10 protein-coding genes are annotated in these 17837 nt (G+C 59.4%); 2 read left to right on the forward strand and 8 right to left on the reverse strand.

All coding sequences use genetic code 11. The annotated features are described in order from the left end of the window. Nucleotides 1-128: 128 nt before the first annotated feature. From acnB to pdhR, 5 genes are all read right to left on the reverse strand, one after another. Nucleotides 129-2726 carry a bifunctional aconitate hydratase 2/2-methylisocitrate dehydratase gene (gene acnB / locus AC6BYQ_RS21980; protein ID WP_004937504.1) on the reverse strand — a complete coding sequence of 866 codons (2598 nt, stop codon included), beginning with the start codon at nucleotides 2724-2726 and terminating at the stop codon, nucleotides 129-131. Between the two features lie 515 nt (nucleotides 2727-3241). Beyond that, nucleotides 3242-4666, reverse strand: a complete 1425-nt coding sequence (gene lpdA / locus AC6BYQ_RS21985; RefSeq protein WP_004937500.1) for a dihydrolipoyl dehydrogenase — start codon at nucleotides 4664-4666, stop codon at nucleotides 3242-3244. Nucleotides 4667-4899: 233 nt separating this feature from the next. Continuing rightward, on the reverse strand, nucleotides 4900-6783 hold the full coding sequence (gene aceF / locus AC6BYQ_RS21990) for a pyruvate dehydrogenase complex dihydrolipoyllysine-residue acetyltransferase (protein ID WP_019456076.1): 1884 nt from the start codon (nucleotides 6781-6783) through the stop codon (nucleotides 4900-4902). 13 nt (nucleotides 6784-6796) lie between these two features. Then, nucleotides 6797-9460 carry a pyruvate dehydrogenase (acetyl-transferring), homodimeric type gene (aceE, locus tag AC6BYQ_RS21995; protein ID WP_063919683.1) on the reverse strand — a complete coding sequence of 888 codons (2664 nt, stop codon included), beginning with the start codon at nucleotides 9458-9460 and terminating at the stop codon, nucleotides 6797-6799. A gap of 165 nt (nucleotides 9461-9625) precedes the next feature. Continuing rightward, nucleotides 9626-10390 carry a pyruvate dehydrogenase complex transcriptional repressor PdhR gene (pdhR, locus tag AC6BYQ_RS22000; protein ID WP_004937490.1) on the reverse strand — a complete coding sequence of 255 codons (765 nt, stop codon included), beginning with the start codon at nucleotides 10388-10390 and terminating at the stop codon, nucleotides 9626-9628. A gap of 631 nt (nucleotides 10391-11021) precedes the next feature. Here pdhR and AC6BYQ_RS22005 point away from each other — a divergent pair. After that, the gene (locus AC6BYQ_RS22005) at nucleotides 11022-12398 is read left to right on the forward strand and encodes an amino acid permease (protein WP_019456078.1); all 1377 of its coding nucleotides are present in this window, start codon (nucleotides 11022-11024) and stop codon (nucleotides 12396-12398) included. A gap of 67 nt (nucleotides 12399-12465) precedes the next feature. Here AC6BYQ_RS22005 and AC6BYQ_RS22010 read toward each other — a convergent pair whose 3' ends face one another. Genes AC6BYQ_RS22010 through AC6BYQ_RS22020 form a run of 3 tightly spaced genes read right to left on the reverse strand, consistent with a single transcriptional unit; the run spans nucleotide 12466 to nucleotide 17038 of the window. Beyond that, nucleotides 12466-13701 (reverse strand): c-type cytochrome, encoded by a 1236-nt coding sequence (locus AC6BYQ_RS22010; RefSeq protein WP_498057527.1) that lies wholly within the window; start codon nucleotides 13699-13701, stop codon nucleotides 12466-12468. Continuing rightward, nucleotides 13698-14252 carry a (2Fe-2S)-binding protein gene (locus AC6BYQ_RS22015; protein ID WP_063919685.1) on the reverse strand — a complete coding sequence of 185 codons (555 nt, stop codon included), beginning with the start codon at nucleotides 14250-14252 and terminating at the stop codon, nucleotides 13698-13700. Before AC6BYQ_RS22015 ends, AC6BYQ_RS22010 begins: the two co-directional genes overlap by 4 nt. Further along, nucleotides 14249-17038: a xanthine dehydrogenase family protein molybdopterin-binding subunit gene (locus AC6BYQ_RS22020; protein ID WP_498057528.1), complete on the reverse strand. Its 2790-nt coding sequence runs from the start codon at nucleotides 17036-17038 to the stop codon at nucleotides 14249-14251. Before AC6BYQ_RS22020 ends, AC6BYQ_RS22015 begins: the two co-directional genes overlap by 4 nt. Nucleotides 17039-17246: 208 nt before the next feature. On the opposite strand from AC6BYQ_RS22020, the gene AC6BYQ_RS22025 reads away from it, so the two are divergent. Next, nucleotides 17247-17831, forward strand: coding sequence for a nucleotidyltransferase family protein (locus AC6BYQ_RS22025; RefSeq protein ID WP_063919687.1), 585 nt, complete (start codon nucleotides 17247-17249; stop codon nucleotides 17829-17831). Nucleotides 17832-17837 lie beyond the last annotated feature (6 nt).

Here is a 17837-nt window from a genome sequence, read left to right on the forward strand (position 1 = left end):
AAGGGGTTTTTATAACTGGCCCAAAGCTGAAAGCTTTACTGAACCCCCAGCCTAGCTGGGGGTTTTCTGTGCACAAAAAAAATGGGGCCCTTAATGGGCCCCATCGTTTGATTTAATGCCAATCCGAATTAAACCGCGGTTTGGAAGATCACGCCGTCGGCTTTTTCGGTGTACTGCCCCAGTTGGTCAAAGTTCAGGTAGCGGTAGGTATCCGCCGCCGTCTTGTCAACCTGCGCCATATAGGTCTGGTACTCGTCCGGCGTCGGCAGGCGGCCCAGCAGGGACGCAACCGCAGCCAGTTCGGCAGAGGCCAGATAGACGTTGGCGCCGGTGCCCAGACGGTTCGGGAAGTTACGGGTCGAGGTGGAAACCACCGTCGCGCCGTCCGCTACGCGCGCCTGGTTGCCCATGCACAGCGAGCAGCCCGGGATCTCGATACGCGCGCCGCTCTTGCCGAAGACGCTGTAATAGCCCTCTTCGGTCAGCTGAGCCGCGTCCATCTTGGTTGGCGGCGCCACCCACAGACGGGTCGGCAACTGCCCCTTGTGCTGATCCAGCAGCTTGCCGGCAGCGCGGAAGTGGCCGATGTTGGTCATGCAAGAACCGATGAACACTTCATCGATTTTGCTGTTGGCCACGTCGGACAGCAGGCGTGCATCGTCAGGATCGTTCGGCGCACACAGGATCGGCTCTTTGATCTCGTTCAGATCGATGTCGATCACCGCCGCATATTCAGCATCCGCATCGCCTTCCAGCAACTGTGGATCCGCCAGCCATTTCTCCATGCCCTGAATACGGCGCTCCAGCGTACGGCGATCGCCGTAGCCTTCGGAGATCATCCACTTCAGCAGCACGATGTTGGAGTTCAGGTACTCTTCGATCGGCGCCTTGTCCAGCTTGATGGTACAACCGGCGGCGGAACGTTCGGCGGACGCATCGGTCAGCTCAAACGCCTGCTCGACCTTCAGATCCGGCAGGCCTTCGATCTCCAGAATGCGGCCGGAGAAGATGTTTTTCTTGCCCTTCTTCTCGACGGTCAGCAGACCCTGCTGGATCGCGTAGTAAGGGATGGCATGCACCAGATCGCGCAGGGTGATGCCCGGCTGCATTTTGCCTTTGAAGCGCACCAGCACCGACTCAGGCATATCCAGCGGCATGACGCCGGTCGCGGCGGCAAACGCCACCAGGCCGGAACCGGCCGGGAAGGAAATGCCGATCGGGAAACGGGTGTGGGAATCGCCGCCGGTGCCGACGGTGTCAGGCAGCAGCATGCGGTTCAGCCAGGAGTGGATCACGCCGTCGCCCGGACGCAGCGAGACGCCGCCACGGTTCATGATGAAGTCAGGCAGCGTGTGGTGCGTGGTCACATCAACCGGTTTCGGGTACGCGGCGGTATGGCAGAACGACTGCATGACCAGATCGGCGGAGAAACCGAGGCAGGCCAGGTCTTTCAGCTCATCGCGGGTCATCGGGCCAGTGGTGTCCTGAGAACCGACGGAGGTCATCTTCGGTTCGCAGTATTCGCCAGGGCGAATGCCGGCGACGCCGCAGGCGCGGCCCACCATTTTCTGCGCCAGCGAGAAGCCTTTGCTGCTGGCGGCAACCGGTTTGGCGATGCGGAACACGTCGCTGTGCGGCAGGCCCAGCGCTTCGCGCGCCTTGGTGGTCAGGCCGCGACCGATGATCAGCGGGATGCGGCCGCCGGCGCGCACTTCATCCAGCAGCACGTCGGTTTTCAGCTCGAAGTTGGCGATCAGCGCGCCGGTCTCGTGGTTGCGCACTTCACCTTTGTACGGGTAAACGTCGATCACGTCGCCCATGTTCAGCTCGGACACGTCCACTTCGATCGGCAATGCGCCGGCATCTTCCATGGTATTGAAGAAGATTGGCGCAATCTTGCCGCCCAGCACCACGCCGCCGCCGCGCTTGTTCGGCACGTGCGGGATGTCGTCGCCCATAAACCACAGCACGGAGTTGGTGGCGGATTTACGGGAAGAACCGGTGCCGACCACGTCGCCGACGTAGGCCAGCGGGAAGCCTTTCTTGTTCAGCAGCTCGATCTGTTTGATCGGGCCAACGCTGCCCGGCTGATCCGGCACGATGCCTTCACGTTCGTTTTTCAGCATCGCCAGCGCGTGCAGCGGGATGTCAGGGCGCGACCAGGCGTCCGGCGCCGGAGAAAGGTCGTCGGTGTTGGTTTCGCCGGTGACTTTGAACACGGTGACGGTGATCTTTTCCGCCAGTTCAGGGCGCGACAGGTACCATTCGGCGTCTGCCCAGGACTGCATGATCTGCTTGGCGTGCGGATTGCCGGCCTTCGCCTTCTCTTCCACATCGTAGAAGTTGTCGAACATCAGCAGCGTGTGGGACAGCGCTTTGGCGGCGATCGGCGCCAGCTTTTCGTTGTCCAGCGCTTCAATCAGCGGATGAATGTTATAGCCACCTTGCATGGTGCCTAACAGTTCAATCGCTTTCTCGGGGGTAACCAGGGGGGATGTCGCTTCACCTTTGGCGATGGCCGCCAGGAAACCTGCTTTGACGTAGGCGGCTTCATCGACGCCCGGTGGAACACGGTTAATCAGCAGGTCTAACAGGAATTCTTCTTCGCCTTTTGGCGGATTCTTCAGTAGTTCGACCAGCGCGGCCATTTGGGTGGCGTCTAGCGGCTTAGGGGCGATGCCCTCAGCAGCACGCTCGGCTACGTGCTTACGGTATTCTTCTAGCACGACGTTCTCCTCGCTCTCATTGTCATTTATTGTGCCTGGCGTATATGCAAACCGGGTTTATACCCTTGGGTTTCACACTGTGGCTAGGCGATCGGCCCGTAAAGTCCCCGAAACGGTGATTGGGGTAAACAAGCACGGTCAAACAGCGTTGCAGCATGAAAGACTGATGGGTAGAGCGCACGGCGATATTGATGCCATCTATCCTGACGGGGCACTGCTGTCGATGTCCTGGACTGTAAGGTACAGTGCCCGGTTCCGCTCAGCCAGCATATCAGGATTTGAAACGGTTGTTAATTCGTTCACATAAAAGCAACATTAAATCTTTGCTGAATCGTTGAGCGCAGCGTAATCGGCTGCCGGACTAGCAGGGCATTATATCCATAGAGTTAGAATGGATATAAGCATGGGGATCGGAATTTGGCGCAGCGGCCACAAAAAAACCGCTCCCTGAATCTGAGCAAAAAAAAAACGGCCCCTTTTCAGGAGCCGCTTGTTAACCGGTCAAGCCAGCAGAATTACTTCTTCTTGGCTTTCGGGTTAGGCAGGTCGGTGATGCTGCCTTCATAGATTTCCGCCGCCAGACCCACGGATTCGTGCAGGGTCGGGTGAGCGTGGATGGTCAGCGCGATGTCTTCCGCGTCGCAGCCCATCTCGATAGCCAGACCGATTTCACCCAGCAGCTCGCCGCCGTTGGTGCCGACAATCGCGCCACCGATGATGCGGTGAGTTTCTTTGTCGAAGATCAGTTTGGTCATGCCGTCTGCACAGTCGGAAGCGATCGCACGGCCGGAAGCCGCCCACGGGAAGGTGGAGGTTTCGTAGCTGATGCCTTTCTCTTTCGCTTCTTTCTCGGTCAGACCCACCCATGCCACTTCCGGCTCGGTGTAAGCGATGGATGGGATCACTTTCGGGTCGAAGTAGTGCTTCATGCCGGCGATGACTTCCGCGGCAACGTGGCCTTCGTGCACGCCTTTGTGCGCCAGCATCGGCTGACCGACGATGTCGCCGATAGCGAAGATGTGCGGCACGTTGGTGCGCAGCTGTTTGTCGACGTTGATGAAGCCACGCTCGTCAACTTCAACACCGGCTTTGCCGGCATCCAGCAGTTTGCCGTTCGGCACGCGGCCGATCGCCACCAGCACCGCGTCGTAACGCTGTGGTTCTGCCGGCGCTTTTTTACCTTCCATCGTGACGTAGATGCCGTCTTCTTTGGCTTCTACCGCGGTCACTTTGGTTTCCAGCATCAGGTTGAACTGCTTGCTGATGCGCTTGGTGAAGACTTTCACCACGTCTTTATCTGCAGCCGGGATAACCTGATCGAACATTTCAACCACGTCGATCTGTGAACCCAGCGCATGGTATACGGTGCCCATTTCCAGGCCGATGATGCCGCCGCCCATAACCAGCAGACGCTCTGGGACGGTTTTCAGTTCCAGCGCATCAGTAGAATCCCACACGCGTGGATCTTCATGAGGAATGAATGGCAGTTGGATCGGACGAGAACCTGCAGCGATGATGGCGTTGTCGAAGTTGATGGTGGTTGGGCCGTTTTCGCCTTCCACAACCAGGGTGTTAGCGCCGGTGAACTTGCCCAGGCCGTTGACCACTTTCACTTTACGGCCTTTCGCCATGCCAGCCAGACCGCCGGTCAGCTGAGTGATGACTTTTTCTTTCCAGACGCGCACTTTGTCGATGTCAGTTTTCGGCTCGCCGAAAACGATGCCGTGTTCGGCCAGCGCTTTGGCTTCTTCGATCACTTTGGCAACGTGCAGCAGTGCTTTGGAAGGGATACATCCCACGTTCAGGCAAACCCCGCCCAGAGTGGAATAACGTTCAACCAGAACGGTTTCAAGACCTAAGTCAGCGCAACGAAAGGCTGCAGAGTAACCTGCCGGGCCCGCCCCAAGTACCACGACCTGAGTTTTAATTTCAGTACTCATCATGACCTCTTAATTGATTGTCCGGCGGGTCAGACGTCATTTTTATTGCTAATCGATCTCATAACGCCCTTCATCCACCGGGACGCTTACACCGCGAGCAGTTTACAGAATTGTTAATAATCTGCAAAGCGTGTTCGAGTGACCCGTGTCTCAACAATTTTGTCGAGTAATGCAAAATCCGACAAAACTGCTACAGAATCGTCAGGGGCGCAGCATGCTGCGCCCCTTTTGCATTACATCACCAGACGGCGAATGTCGGACAACATGTTGTTGATGATGGTGATGAAGCGCGCACCATCGGCACCGTCGATAACGCGGTGGTCGAAGGACAGCGACATCGGCATCATCAGGCGCGGCATGAACTCTTTACCGTTCCAGACCGGCTCCATCGCAGACTTGGAGACGCCCAGGATTGCCACTTCCGGCGCGTTGACGATCGGCGCGAAGTGAGTCGTCCCAATACCGCCCAGGCTGGAGATGGTGAAGCAACCGCCCTGCATCTCGCCCGCGGTCAGCTTGCCGTCGCGCGCTTTCTTGGAGATGGCCATCAGTTCGCGAGACAGCTCGGTGATGCTCTTCTTGTTCACGTCCTTGAACACCGGAACCACCAGGCCGTTCGGGGTATCTACCGCCACGCCGATGTTGATGTATTTCTTCAGCGTCAGCTTCTGGCCATCTTCGGACAGCGAGCTGTTGAAGCGCGGCATCTGCTCCAGAGCGGCAGCGACGGCTTTCATGATGAACACGACAGGCGTGAACTTCACGTCCAGCTTGCGCTTGGCCGCTTCTTCGTTCTGCTGCTTGCGGAACGCTTCCAGATCGGTGATGTCGGTTTTGTCGAAGTGAGTCACGTGCGGGATCATCACCCAGTTGCGGCTCAGGTTCGCGCCAGAGATTTTCTGGATGCGGCCCATTTCGACTTCTTCGATCTCGCCGAACTTGCTGAAGTCCACTTTCGGCCATGGCAGCATGCCCGGCAGACCGCCGCCGGCAGCAGCCGGGGCCGCTTCGGCGCGTTTCACCGCGTCTTTCACGTAAGTCTGAACGTCTTCGCGCAGGATGCGGCCTTTACGACCGGTGCCTTTCACTTTCGCCAGGTTAACGCCGAACTCACGCGCCAGACGACGAATGACCGGGGTCGCGTGCACGTAGGCCGCGTTCTCGGCGAACTCGCCCTTGTCGTCAGCTTTCGCAGCCGGTGCGGCGGCTTTAGCGGCGGCCGGAGCCGGCGCAGCTTCCGCTTTAGCAGCTGGAGCGGCGGCAGCGGCTGGCGCAGCGCCTTCCACTTCGAACACCATGATCAGGGAGCCGGTTTTCACTTTGTCGCCGGTCGCGATCTTGATCTCTTTCACGGTACCCGCGAACGGCGCAGGCACTTCCATAGAAGCCTTGTCGCCTTCCACGGTGATCAGAGACTGCTCGGCGGCAACCTTGTCGCCTACCTTAACCATCACTTCGGTCACTTCGACTTCGTCGCCGCCGATATCCGGCACGGCGACGTCTTTGGCCGCAGAGGCCGCTGGCGCTGCAGCGGCGGCAGGAGCTTGCGCCGCAGCCGGGGCCGCAGCGGATGCGGCGCCGGCCACTTCGAACACCATGATCAGGGAGCCGGTTTTCACTTTGTCGCCGGTCGCGATCTTGATCTCTTTCACGGTGCCCGCGAACGGCGCAGGGACTTCCATAGAAGCCTTGTCGCCTTCAACGGTGATCAGGGACTGCTCGGCTTCCACCTTGTCGCCCACTTTCACCAGGATCTCGGTCACTTCAACTTCGTCGGCGCCGATGTCCGGCACGGCAACGTCTTTGGCCGCAGCGGCAGCCGGGGCAGCTGCTGCCGCCGCCGGTTTTTCTTCCGCTTTCGCCGCCGGTGCAGCTTCCGCTGCGCCTGCCGCTTCGAAGATCATGATCAGTTTGCCGGTTTCAGTTTTATCGCCGACCGCCACTTTGATCTCTTTCACCACGCCCGCCTGCGGGGATGGCACTTCCATGGAAGCCTTGTCGCCCTCCACGGTGATCAGCGATTGTTCCGCTTCAACTTTATCGCCGACCTTCACCAGAATCTCGGTGATTTCGACTTCATCTGCACCGATGTCCGGTACGTTGATTTCGATAGACATTATTCAGTACCTCTTAGGCCAGACGCGGGTTAACTTTTTCTGGGTTGATGTTGAATTTCTTGATTGCATCAGCAACCACAGAAGCTTCGATCTCACCGCGTTTAGCCAGTTCGCCCAGAGCAGCAACCACCACGTAAGACGCATCGACTTCGAAGTGGTGACGCAGGTTTTCGCGGCTGTCCGAACGACCGAAGCCGTCGGTGCCCAGTACGCGATAATCGCTGGCCGGCACATAAGTACGAACCTGCTCGGCGAACAGTTTCATGTAGTCGGTAGAGGCTACCGCCGGCGCGTCGCTCATCACCTGAGCGATGTAAGGCACGCGTGGCGTTTCGGTTGGGTGCAGCATGTTCCAACGCTCGCAGTCCTGGCCGTCGCGCGCCAGTTCGGTGAACGAGGTCACGCTGTAGGTGTCGGAACCCACGCCGTAGTCCTTCGCCAGGATCTGCGCAGCTTCACGCACGTGGCGCAGGATGGCGCCGGAGCCCAGCAGCTGTACCTTGCCTTTGCTGCCTTCCAGCGTTTCCAGCTTGTAGATACCCTTGCGGATACCCTCTTCCGCACCCTGCGGCATCGCAGGCATGTGGTAGTTTTCGTTCAGCGTGGTCAGGTAGTAGTACACGTTTTCTGGGTTGTCGCCATACATGCGCACCAGACCGTCGTGCATGATTACCGCTACTTCGTACGCGTAAGCCGGATCGTAAGAGATGCAGTTAGGGATGGTCAGAGACTGAATGTGGCTGTGGCCATCTTCGTGCTGCAGACCTTCGCCGTTCAGGGTAGTACGGCCCGACGTCCCGCCGATCAGGAAGCCGCGCGCCTGTTGGTCGCCCGCTGCCCAGCACAGGTCGCCGATACGTTGGAAACCGAACATCGAGTAGTAGATGTAGAACGGAATCATCGGCAGATCGTTGGTGCTGTAGGAAGTCGCTGCGGCCAGCCAGGAAGAAGCTGCGCCCAGTTCGTTGATGCCTTCCTGCAGGATTTGGCCTTTCTCGTCTTCTTTGTAGTAAGCAACCTGCTCACGGTCCTGCGGAGTGTACTGCTGGCCGTTCGGGCTGTAGATACCGATCTGACGGAACAGACCTTCCATACCGAAGGTACGCGCTTCGTCAGCGATGATTGGCACCAGGCGATCTTTGATCGACTTGTTCTTCAGCATCACGTTCAGGGCACGCACGAAGGCGATAGTGGTGGAGATCTCTTTGTTCTGCTCTTCCAGCAGCGAGCTGAAATCTTCCAGCGCCGGCATTTCCAGCTTCTGGGTGAACTCCGGCAGACGAGTCGGCACGTAGCCTTTCAGCGCCTGGCGACGTTCGTGCAGGTATTTGTACTCTTCGGAATCTTTCTCGAAGGTGATGTACGGCAGTTTTTCGATGTCAGCATCGGCAACCGGCACGTTGAAACGATCGCGGAAGTGGTGAACCCCTTCCATGTTCATTTTCTTCACCTGGTGAGCGATGTTTTTACCTTCCGCGGTTTCACCCATGCCGTAACCTTTGATGGTGTGGGCCAGGATAACGGTCGGTTTGCCTTTGGTGTCCTGCGCTTTTTTCAGTGCAGCGAAGATTTTCTTCGGATCGTGACCACCACGGTTCAGCGCCCAGATTTCGTCGTCGGTCATGTCTTTGACCAGCGCAGCGGTTTCCGGGTAACGGCCGAAGAAGTGCTCGCGCACGTAAGCGCCGTCTTTGGATTTGAAGGTCTGGTAGTCGCCGTCCAGGGTCTCGTTCATCAGCTGAACCAGTTTACCGCTGGTGTCTTTACGCAGCAGCTCGTCCCAACGGCCGCCCCAGATCACTTTCAGCACCTGCCAGCCTGCGCCGGAGAAGATGCCTTCCAGTTCGTTGATGATCTTGCCGTTACCGGTGACCGGGCCGTCCAGACGCTGCAGGTTGCAGTTGATAACGAACACCAGGTTGTCCAGCTTCTCGCGGGTCGCGATGGTGATAGCGCCTTTGGATTCCGGCTCATCCATCTCGCCGTCGCCCAGGAAGGCGTAAACGGTTTGATCAGAGGTGTCTTTCAGGCCACGGTGTTCCAGGTATTTCAGGAACTTCGCCTGATAGATGGCGCTGATTGGGCCCAGGCCCATGGAAACGGTCGGGAACTGCCAGAATTCCGGCATCAGCTTAGGATGCGGGTAAGACGACAGGCCGTTGCCGTGCACTTCCTGACGGAAGTTGTTCATTTGTTCTTCGGTCAGGCGGCCTTCAAGGAAGGCACGCGCGTAAACGCCCGGAGAGATGTGGCCCTGGAAGTACACCAGGTCGCCGCCGTCTTTCTCGTTGCGTGCGCGGAAGAAGTGGTTAAAGCAGACTTCATAGAAGGTCGCGGAAGACTGGAAGGAAGCCATGTGGCCGCCCAGCTCCAGGTCTTTTTTGGATGCGCGCAGAACGGTCATGACCGCGTTCCAACGGATCGCTGAACGAATGCGGCGCTCCAGATCCAGGTTGCCCGGGTAAGCCGGTTCGTCTTCGACCGCGATGGTGTTGACGTAGTTGTGCGCTGCAGCACCGGCCGCAACGTTAACGCCGCCTTTGCGGGCTTCTCCCAATACCTGATCAATCAGAAACTGAGCTCGCTCAACACCCTCTTCACGGATGACCGATTCGATCGCCTGCAGCCAGTCGCGGGTTTCGATCGGATCCACGTCATTGTTTAAACGTTCTGACATGGTGGTATTCCTTATCTGTCTAATGGTTTGTTTGGAGCCTGTCTTCCTGTGCTCTGTGAAAAAACACACGAAGACAGGCCCATCAGTTTAGTTGCCGCTTAAGTACTTAACTAAGTACCTCGAACTTAACCCCCGCAGGCTGGTGTACCCTGAAGAGGACAGCTCTTAATCCTTGCGTTGCTGGAGACGCCGTAGCGATCTCTCGCGTCGGGTATGCTCCCGGCTGAGATCCAGCAAGATTTCCTCGATAAACGCCAAGTGGCGATGCGAGGCTTCACGGGCCTTTTCCGGCTCGCGTGCCACAATCGCCTCAAAAATTCCGGCGCGGTGGCTGCTCACTTTTGCCAACATCTCACGGCGCGAGTAGAGCAATTCAAAGTTCTGACGCACGTTCTGTTCCAGCATCGGCCCCATGCAGCGTAGCAGGTGAAGTAACACAACGTTGTGGGCGGCTTCGGTCACGGCGATTTGATACTGCATGACCGCATCGGCTTCGGCGTCGAGATCGCCGCTGTCCTGAGCCTGCTGAATCACAATGTGGCAATCGCGGATGCGCGCCAGATCTTCATCGGTGCCGCGCAGCGCCGCGTAATAGGCGGCGATGCCTTCCAGCGCGTGACGGGTTTCCAGCAGATCGAACTGTGATTCGGGATGGTCGGCCAGCAGCTCGGCCAGCGGATCGCTGAAGCTCTGCCACAGATTAGTTTGCACGAAGGTGCCGCCGCCCTGACGGCGCAGGAGCAGCCCTTTCGCTTCCAGGCGCTGAATGGCCTCTCTCAGAGAAGGACGGGAGACATCAAACTGTTTCGCCAGCTCGCGCTCCGGAGGCAGTTTTTCGCCTGGGCGCAGTGTCCCCTCGAGGATCAGATATTCGAGCTGTTGCTCGATAACATCTGACAACTTGGGTTGGCGGATTTTGCTGTAGGCCATGAGTGAATTCTTCTCTGCGAATGGCGCGGAGTCAATTGGTAATACCAATTTCAAAAACGTGACGGTAAAGTAACAAAGTATTCACCTCCTGTCCATACGGGCCTTGATCGAAATCAGGTTACCCGCACATTTTAACACCCCGCTGAAAACCCCGCTGCAAACCGGTAACGCCGTGATGGTATTACCATTTACGCGACGGGTTATGGATTTAACTTTTACCAAACCTTACGCAAGGAAGAGTGCAAACTTTTTGCCCGAGTTTTATTGCATGGTTATTACGCTTTGATGAATGACTATTTGGCGAACAATACGGCGCTGGTTTGTTCATTATTTGAACGCAGCCCACCGCACAGATCTACGTTATTTTTGCGCATTATGTGATTTGTTGCTTATTTCATGCACTGAATCCCCCCCGCCGTCACACAACCCGCATTTTGTTTCCTAAACTGCTGCAATCTTAATCACTCACACGACAAAGCAGGTGCAAACCGACGCACATAACATTATTCTCTGCCAAACGGTAGCGGCGCCGTGGAATTAATAGATATAACGCCGTAAATAAAACAAAACACACATCGTAACCACTGCTTTACAGGCATGTGGGCATTCACAACGACAGAGGGTTAGATTGATGGATGGTCAACAGCATGGTGACCAGCTGAAACGCGGCCTGAAAAACCGCCATATTCAGCTCATCGCCTTAGGTGGCGCAATCGGCACCGGATTATTTCTCGGTATCGCTCAAACAATAAAAATGGCCGGCCCGTCAGTGCTTCTCGGCTACGCCATCGGTGGCTTCATCGCGTTTCTGATCATGCGCCAGCTGGGGGAAATGGTGGTGGAAGAGCCGGTCGCCGGTTCCTTCAGCCACTTCGCCTACAAATACTGGGGCAACTTCGCCGGCTTCGCCTCCGGCTGGAACTACTGGGTGCTGTATGTCCTGGTGGCGATGGCGGAGCTGACCGCGGTCGGCATCTACGTACAGTACTGGTGGCCGGAGATCCCCACCTGGGTTTCCGCCGCGGTGTTCTTCCTGGCGATCAACGCCATTAACCTGGCCAACGTCAAAGTTTACGGCGAGATGGAGTTCTGGTTCGCCATCATCAAGGTGGTGGCGATTATCGGCATGATCGTGTTCGGCGCCTACCTGCTGTTCAGCGGCCTGGGCGGCCCGGAAGCCACCGTCACCAACCTGTGGGCGCAAGGCGGGTTCTTCCCGAACGGCATCATGGGCCTGGTGATGGCGATGGCGGTGATCATGTTCTCCTTCGGCGGCCTCGAGCTGGTCGGCATCACCGCCGCCGAAGCCGACAACCCGCAAAAGAGCATCCCGAAAGCCACCAATCAGGTGATCTACCGCATCCTGATCTTCTATATCGGTTCATTGGCCATTCTGCTGTCGCTGTACCCGTGGGGCAAAGTGGTCGAAGGCGGCAGCCCGTTCGTGCTGATCTTCCACGCGCTGAACAGTAACCTGGTGGCGACCGTGCTGAACATCGTGGTGCTCACCGCCGCGCTGTCGGTCTACAACAGCTGCGTCTACTGCAACAGCCGCATGCTGTACGGCCTGGCGCAGCAGGGCAACGGGCCGAAAAGCCTGCTGAAGGTCGATGGCCGCGGCGTGCCGGTGGTGGCCATCGGCATTTCCGCCCTCGCCACCGCGCTGTGCGTGCTGATTAACTACCTGATCCCGGGCCGCGCCTTCGAACTGCTGATGGCGCTGGTAGTGTCGGCGCTGGTGATCAACTGGGCGATGATAAGCCTGGCGCACCTGAAATTCCGTGCCGCCAAAAATCGCGAAGGCGTGGTGCCGAAGTTCAAAGCGTTCTGGTACCCGTTCAGCAACTACCTGTGCCTGCTGTTCATGGCCGGCATCCTGGTGATCATGTATCTGACGCCGGGCATTCAAATCTCGGTGCTGCTGATCCCGGTGTGGGTGGCGATCCTGGCCGTCGGTTACGCCATCAAACAACGCAGCCAACGCGTCGACGGCGTCACCAGCCGTTGAATCCCATGACCGCGCAATAAATAAAACGGCCCGCAGATGCGGGCCATTTTTTTCGCCTGAACGCCGCTTACTTGCGCAGCGCTTTCACCTGCTCGGCGGTAACGTCCGCCGGCAAACCGCCCCAGGTCACCCGCAGGTAGTTTACCAATTCCGCCACGTCGGCATCGCTCAGCCGCTCACCGAAGCCCGGCATGCTCTGCATGCTTTCACCGTTCGGGAACTGCTGGGCCGGCAGGCCGTCCAGCACCGACACGATCAGGTTCTTGCCGTCCGCCTGGCGCAGCGTGGCGTTATCGCGCATCGCCGGTGCGACGTGCGGTTTGCCTTCGCCTTCGCGCGCATGGCAGCCGGCGCACTGATCCAGATAGGTCATGCGCCCGGTATCGCTGCCCTGCCCCATTTTCACCGGCACCGCCGCCGGCGGCTGCTCGCCCATCAGATACAGCGCCAGCGCCTGATGGTCTTGCGGCGTCAAATGACGGGTGCTGAGATCCACCACCATATGCATCTCACTGAAGGCCGACCCCTGCGGCGCAAGGCCGGTGCTGAGGAAGCGGCTGACGTCCTGCGGCGTCCAGCCGCGCTGCGCCAGGCCATGCGGCGTAATGTCCGGCGCCATGAAGCGGCCGAGATCGCCGCCCTGCATCGGCTTGTCGAGATCCATCTGCCCCAGCGCGCCGCGTGGCGTGTGGCATTCACCACAGTGGCCCAGCACATCGGCCAGATAGCGGCCGCGCTGCCATTGCGGCGAGCTGCCCTGCGAACTGGCCGGCAGCGGATCCTGGCTACGGAACAGCAGATTCCAGCCGATCAGCGCCATGCGCTGGTTGAACGGGAACGGCATCTCGTTGGCCGGAATGGCCACGTCTACCGCCGGACGCGTCATCAGGTAAGCATAGATGTCATCGGCGTCCTGACGCGAAATGCCCTTGTACGAGGTGTAAGGCATCGCCGGGTACAGGTGCCGCCCGCCCGGCGCCACGCCCTGCGTCAGCGCCAGGAAGAAGTCGTCCTTGCTCCAGCGCCCGATGCCGTGATCGGCCGACGGCGTCAGGTTGCTGCCGTAAATCGTGCCGAACGGCGTGTCCAGCGGATAGCCGCCGGCCAACGGCGCCCCGCCGCTGGCGGTATGACAGGCGGCGCAGTCGGCGGCCTGCGCCAGATAGCGGCCGCGGGCGATCTGTTCGGCGCTGGCGGTCACCTGCTGCACCGGGCCGTCGTAACGGCGGTTTTCCCGCCACCACAACAGCGCAATCACCACGATTGCCACCAGCAAAATCAACCCTGCGAGACGTTTTTTCATTGTGCCGTCTCCTTCAGCAGCCCCGGCGTTTTCAGCACCACGTCGCGCACCGCTTCGTAGTAACGCACGTAGCCGGTGCAGCGGCAGATATGGCTGTCCAGCGCCTGCTCGATGGCGTTTTCCAGCTGATCGCGGGCAATCGGCTCACGCTTGAGCTTTTCTACGAAAATGGTGGCGGCATTGACGAAGCCCGGCGTGCAGTAGCCGCACTGGAAGCTGTAGTGCTCCAGAAACGCCTGCTGGATCGGCGACAGCTCAACCACCTCGCCCTGTTCGTCCACCTTGGCGTGGCCCTCGACGGTGCGCACTTTCTTGCCGTTGAAGAAATGCGCACCGGTGATGCAGGTACGCACCTCTTCGCTGGTGCCGCTCGGGTGATCGACGATCGCCACGCAGGCGTGGCAAATGCCCTGCCCGCAGCCGAGGCGCGAACCGGTCAGATCGAGATACTCGTGCAGGAAATCGATCATCATCAAGCCTTCCGGCACCTCGATCGGGCCGTACGGTTTCTCGTTGATGGTCAGGGAGATCGGCTGGGTTTTAATGCTCATTGTAATACCTCACGAATATTTTCTGCACGAACGGGCAAATCACGGAAACGGTGGCCGGTGGCGTCGGCGATGGCGTTGACCAGCGCGGCCACGATCGGGATCATCACCACCTCCGCCATGCCTTTCGGCGGATCGGTTTCCGACAGCGCCGGCAGGATGTCGCCGCTCTGTTTCCACACCGCCACGTCGCTGGCGCGCGGCAGGTGGTAACGGTTGAAGTTCCAGGTGCCGTTGCCCGGGCCGTCTTCGTACAGCGGTAAATATTCGTGCAGCGCGTGGCCGATGCCCATCGCCAGCCCGCCCTGCAGCTGGCCGGAAACCAGTTCCGGCACGATCAGGTTGCCGCACTCCATGATCGAATGGTGATTCAGCAGTTCCACCTGGCCGGTGGCGATATCCACCGCCACTTCCGCCAGCGTGCCGACGGCGCTGTAGTAGGTCACCGCCGCATTGTTGCGCTGGGTCGGCGGGTAGTAGACCTGCCCGCGCGCCAGCGGTTTGAATTCGCCGCCGGCGTTGCGCAGCGCCATGCCGTCGACCGGCAGGCGTTCGCTTTTGCCGTTCAGCGTGAAATCGGCCTCCGCCCACTGCCAGCGGTTGAAGACGTGCACCGCCGCACCGGTGACGCCGCCCATCTTATAAGCCGTCTTGGCCAGCAGTTCGAGGCTCAGCACCGACATACCCGCCGCCGTCAGGCCGCCTTCGACCCAACGCGCATCTTCGCGCCGCACCACCAACGGCGCCGCCTGGCCGCCGCCGATACCGGCCTGCCACAGCGCCATCGCCGCCGGCCACAGGCCGTGATCGAAGATCAGGCGCGCCGCTTCGCGGGTGCTGTGTGAGAAGTAATAGGCCGAGTTGCTGGCGCTGGACGGCGAACAGTAGCTCGGCGTCCAGTTAGGGTTGGTTTGCAGCTTGTCCTGCTCTTCCTGCGACATCAGGTAAGGATCGCCGCTGGTGACCATCGGTAGCACCGACCAGTCGGTGACCGAGAAGTGCGCTTCGTCGGCCGGTTTGCTCAGCCACTGGGCGCACAGCACCGACTGCGAGGTCGACATGCCGGTGCCCATCTCCGCGCCGCTGTGATGCAGGGTGATGCGGCCATCTTCGCTCAGCTCCACCCGGGCGAACGAAGTTTCCGCCCCGGTGCCGAAATCTTTCTGCACGCAGCCGAAACCAACGCCATAGCGCTTGCCGGGATGACGGCTCTCAAACTCGGCCTTACGTTCGGCGCGCTTGAGCCACATCTCATGCTTCGCCGCCTTCTCCAGCACTTCATCGGCGCGGATCGCACCGGCCGGGATCGCCCCCTGGGTGTTTTTCATACCGGATTTCAGCACGTTGCGCAGGCGAAACTCGATAGGGTCGATCTTCAGCTCGGCGGCCAGTTCATCCACCATCATCTCGGTGGCGGCCATGCTCTGCAGCGTGCCGTAACCACGCGCCGAACCGGCGTCGATGGCGCGTGAAGCTAATCCGACCGACGACAGATCGCTTTTCGGGAAGTAGTAAATCGACTGGGCGGCGGTCGCGCCGACCATCACCACCGAAGGGGTAAAGTTGCTGCGGCCGCCGCCGTCCGCGGTCATGTCACCGAGGAACGACTGCATGACGCCGGTCTGACGGTTCACCGCGATGCGGTAGTTCATGTCGAACGCGTGACGCTTCAGCGCCGTCTGGAACTGTTCGAAGCGGTCGTTGGCCAGGCGCACCGGATGGCCGTCGCCGTACATCGCCGCCACCGCGCCGTAATACGGGAAGTTGTAGTGATCTTTCGAACCGTAGCCCACGGTGTAGCACGGGTGCAGGATCAGCTGTTTCACTGGCGGGTTGCGTTTGGCCAGCATGCGCGGCATTTCGTCGGCCACTTCCTGCGGCGACTGGGTCGGCACCACCAGATGCAGCGTTTGCGTCTGTGCGTCAAACCAGCCGTTGGCGTTGTCCGGCTCCAGCGCCGAGGTGTCGATGGACTGCGTGGTGTAACGGCGCGACATCACCAGCCAATCGGCCGGCGGATTCGCCAGCTCGTCGGCGATCAGGCCCGCATAGCGCATGCCTTCCTGATCCAGCTTGCCGCCCTCGCGCCCTTCCGGCCATACCGGCAGGTGTTTTTTCATCGACACCGGGAAAATCGGCGTGTCTTTCAGGCTGGAGAAGCGATCGTCGTCGAACGGCTGCTCCCCGCCCACCCGCACATAGCGGAAGCTGCCCCAGGGATCGCGCTCCAGCGGGCCGGTCACCGCGCCGTATTTGATGGTCTCTTCACGGAATTTCAGCTTGTCCTTGGCGAAACGGAAACGGGCGAAGTCGTGATAGATCAGGATTGCCACCGCCTGGCCAAGATAGGCCGGGGTTTTGCCGCTCGGCAGCAGCATGTCATCACCGTAGAACGCCGGGAAAGCCAGGCCGTCGCGCGCCAGATCTTCCGCCGTCACCAGGCGATCCGGCTGTAGATCGTCCCCCAGCAGCGACAGATCGACCCCTTCGAACAGCCGGTCGGCTTGGGTGACGCGCAGAATAAAGGCGTGTGCCTGTTTCTGCGGCCAGTGCGGCATGTCCACCGCGCGGATATCGCGTGCGAACACCTTCTGCCCCATAACCTTGGCGCGGCCGTCGATGCGGAAACGCACGCGCTTGGTCTGCGGATCCCAGTTGGGCGACTGGAGGATTTTTTGCTCGAACAGCGCGGCGTAGGCGCGGCTGTACAAAGGCGCGAGGTACACGGATACCCCCGCAATCACGGCGCTTTTGATAAAGCGGCGCCGCGACGGGTTGAAATTGCTCATAAATAAGTCCTTCACGTCTTTCTTGTAATTGGTTTTTGTTCGCGGTGTTGTTGCGCAAACGCTGACGACCTTGCCGTAGACGTCATAAGCATATGCTTATAACTAAAATTATGTGATGATTAACAGGCTGTTTTCAACAAAAAAACATTTGCAAAACACTTATGGTTTGTATGCTAATAAATAATTTGCGCAAACGCGGGCCTCAACCATGACTACGGGCATTGTCATTACCGCCGCCGGACGCGGGGAGCGATTTATTCAGGCCGGCGGCCAGGGCAACAAGTTAAACGCAGGATTTGCCGATGCGGCGGGCGAGCGGCGTTCGCTGTTCGAGCACACCCTATGCCAGGCGCTGGCCTCCGGCCTGCCGGTACAGGTCGTGACCCGGCCGGATAATCTGCCGGTACTGGCAGCCTGCGCCGCCAACCAGGTGCCGGTCACCCTGCTCGCCAGCGCGGGCCTCGGCGACTCGATCGCCGCGGGCGTTGCGGCCACGTCGCACTGGCAAGGCTGGTTGATCCACCTGGCGGATATGCCGTTCGTCAGCGCCGATGTCTTTCGGCAGGTGGCGAACGCCTTACGGCAACACGCGATCGTGCGCCCCAGCTATGCGCAACAGCCCGGTCACCCGGTCGGCTTTTCCGCCCTATTGCGCAAACAACTTTGCCAACTGCACGGCGATAATGGCGCGCGTGGGCTGCTGCAAGGCGCAGCGGTACACCTGTTGCCGCTTGAGCACCCCGGCGTCGTGCAGGATATTGATCTTCCATCGCAACTCCCGGCCAGCGAGTAAATTCAC

The sequence above is a fragment of the Serratia sp. LTN-2 genome (genome assembly GCF_059740205.1).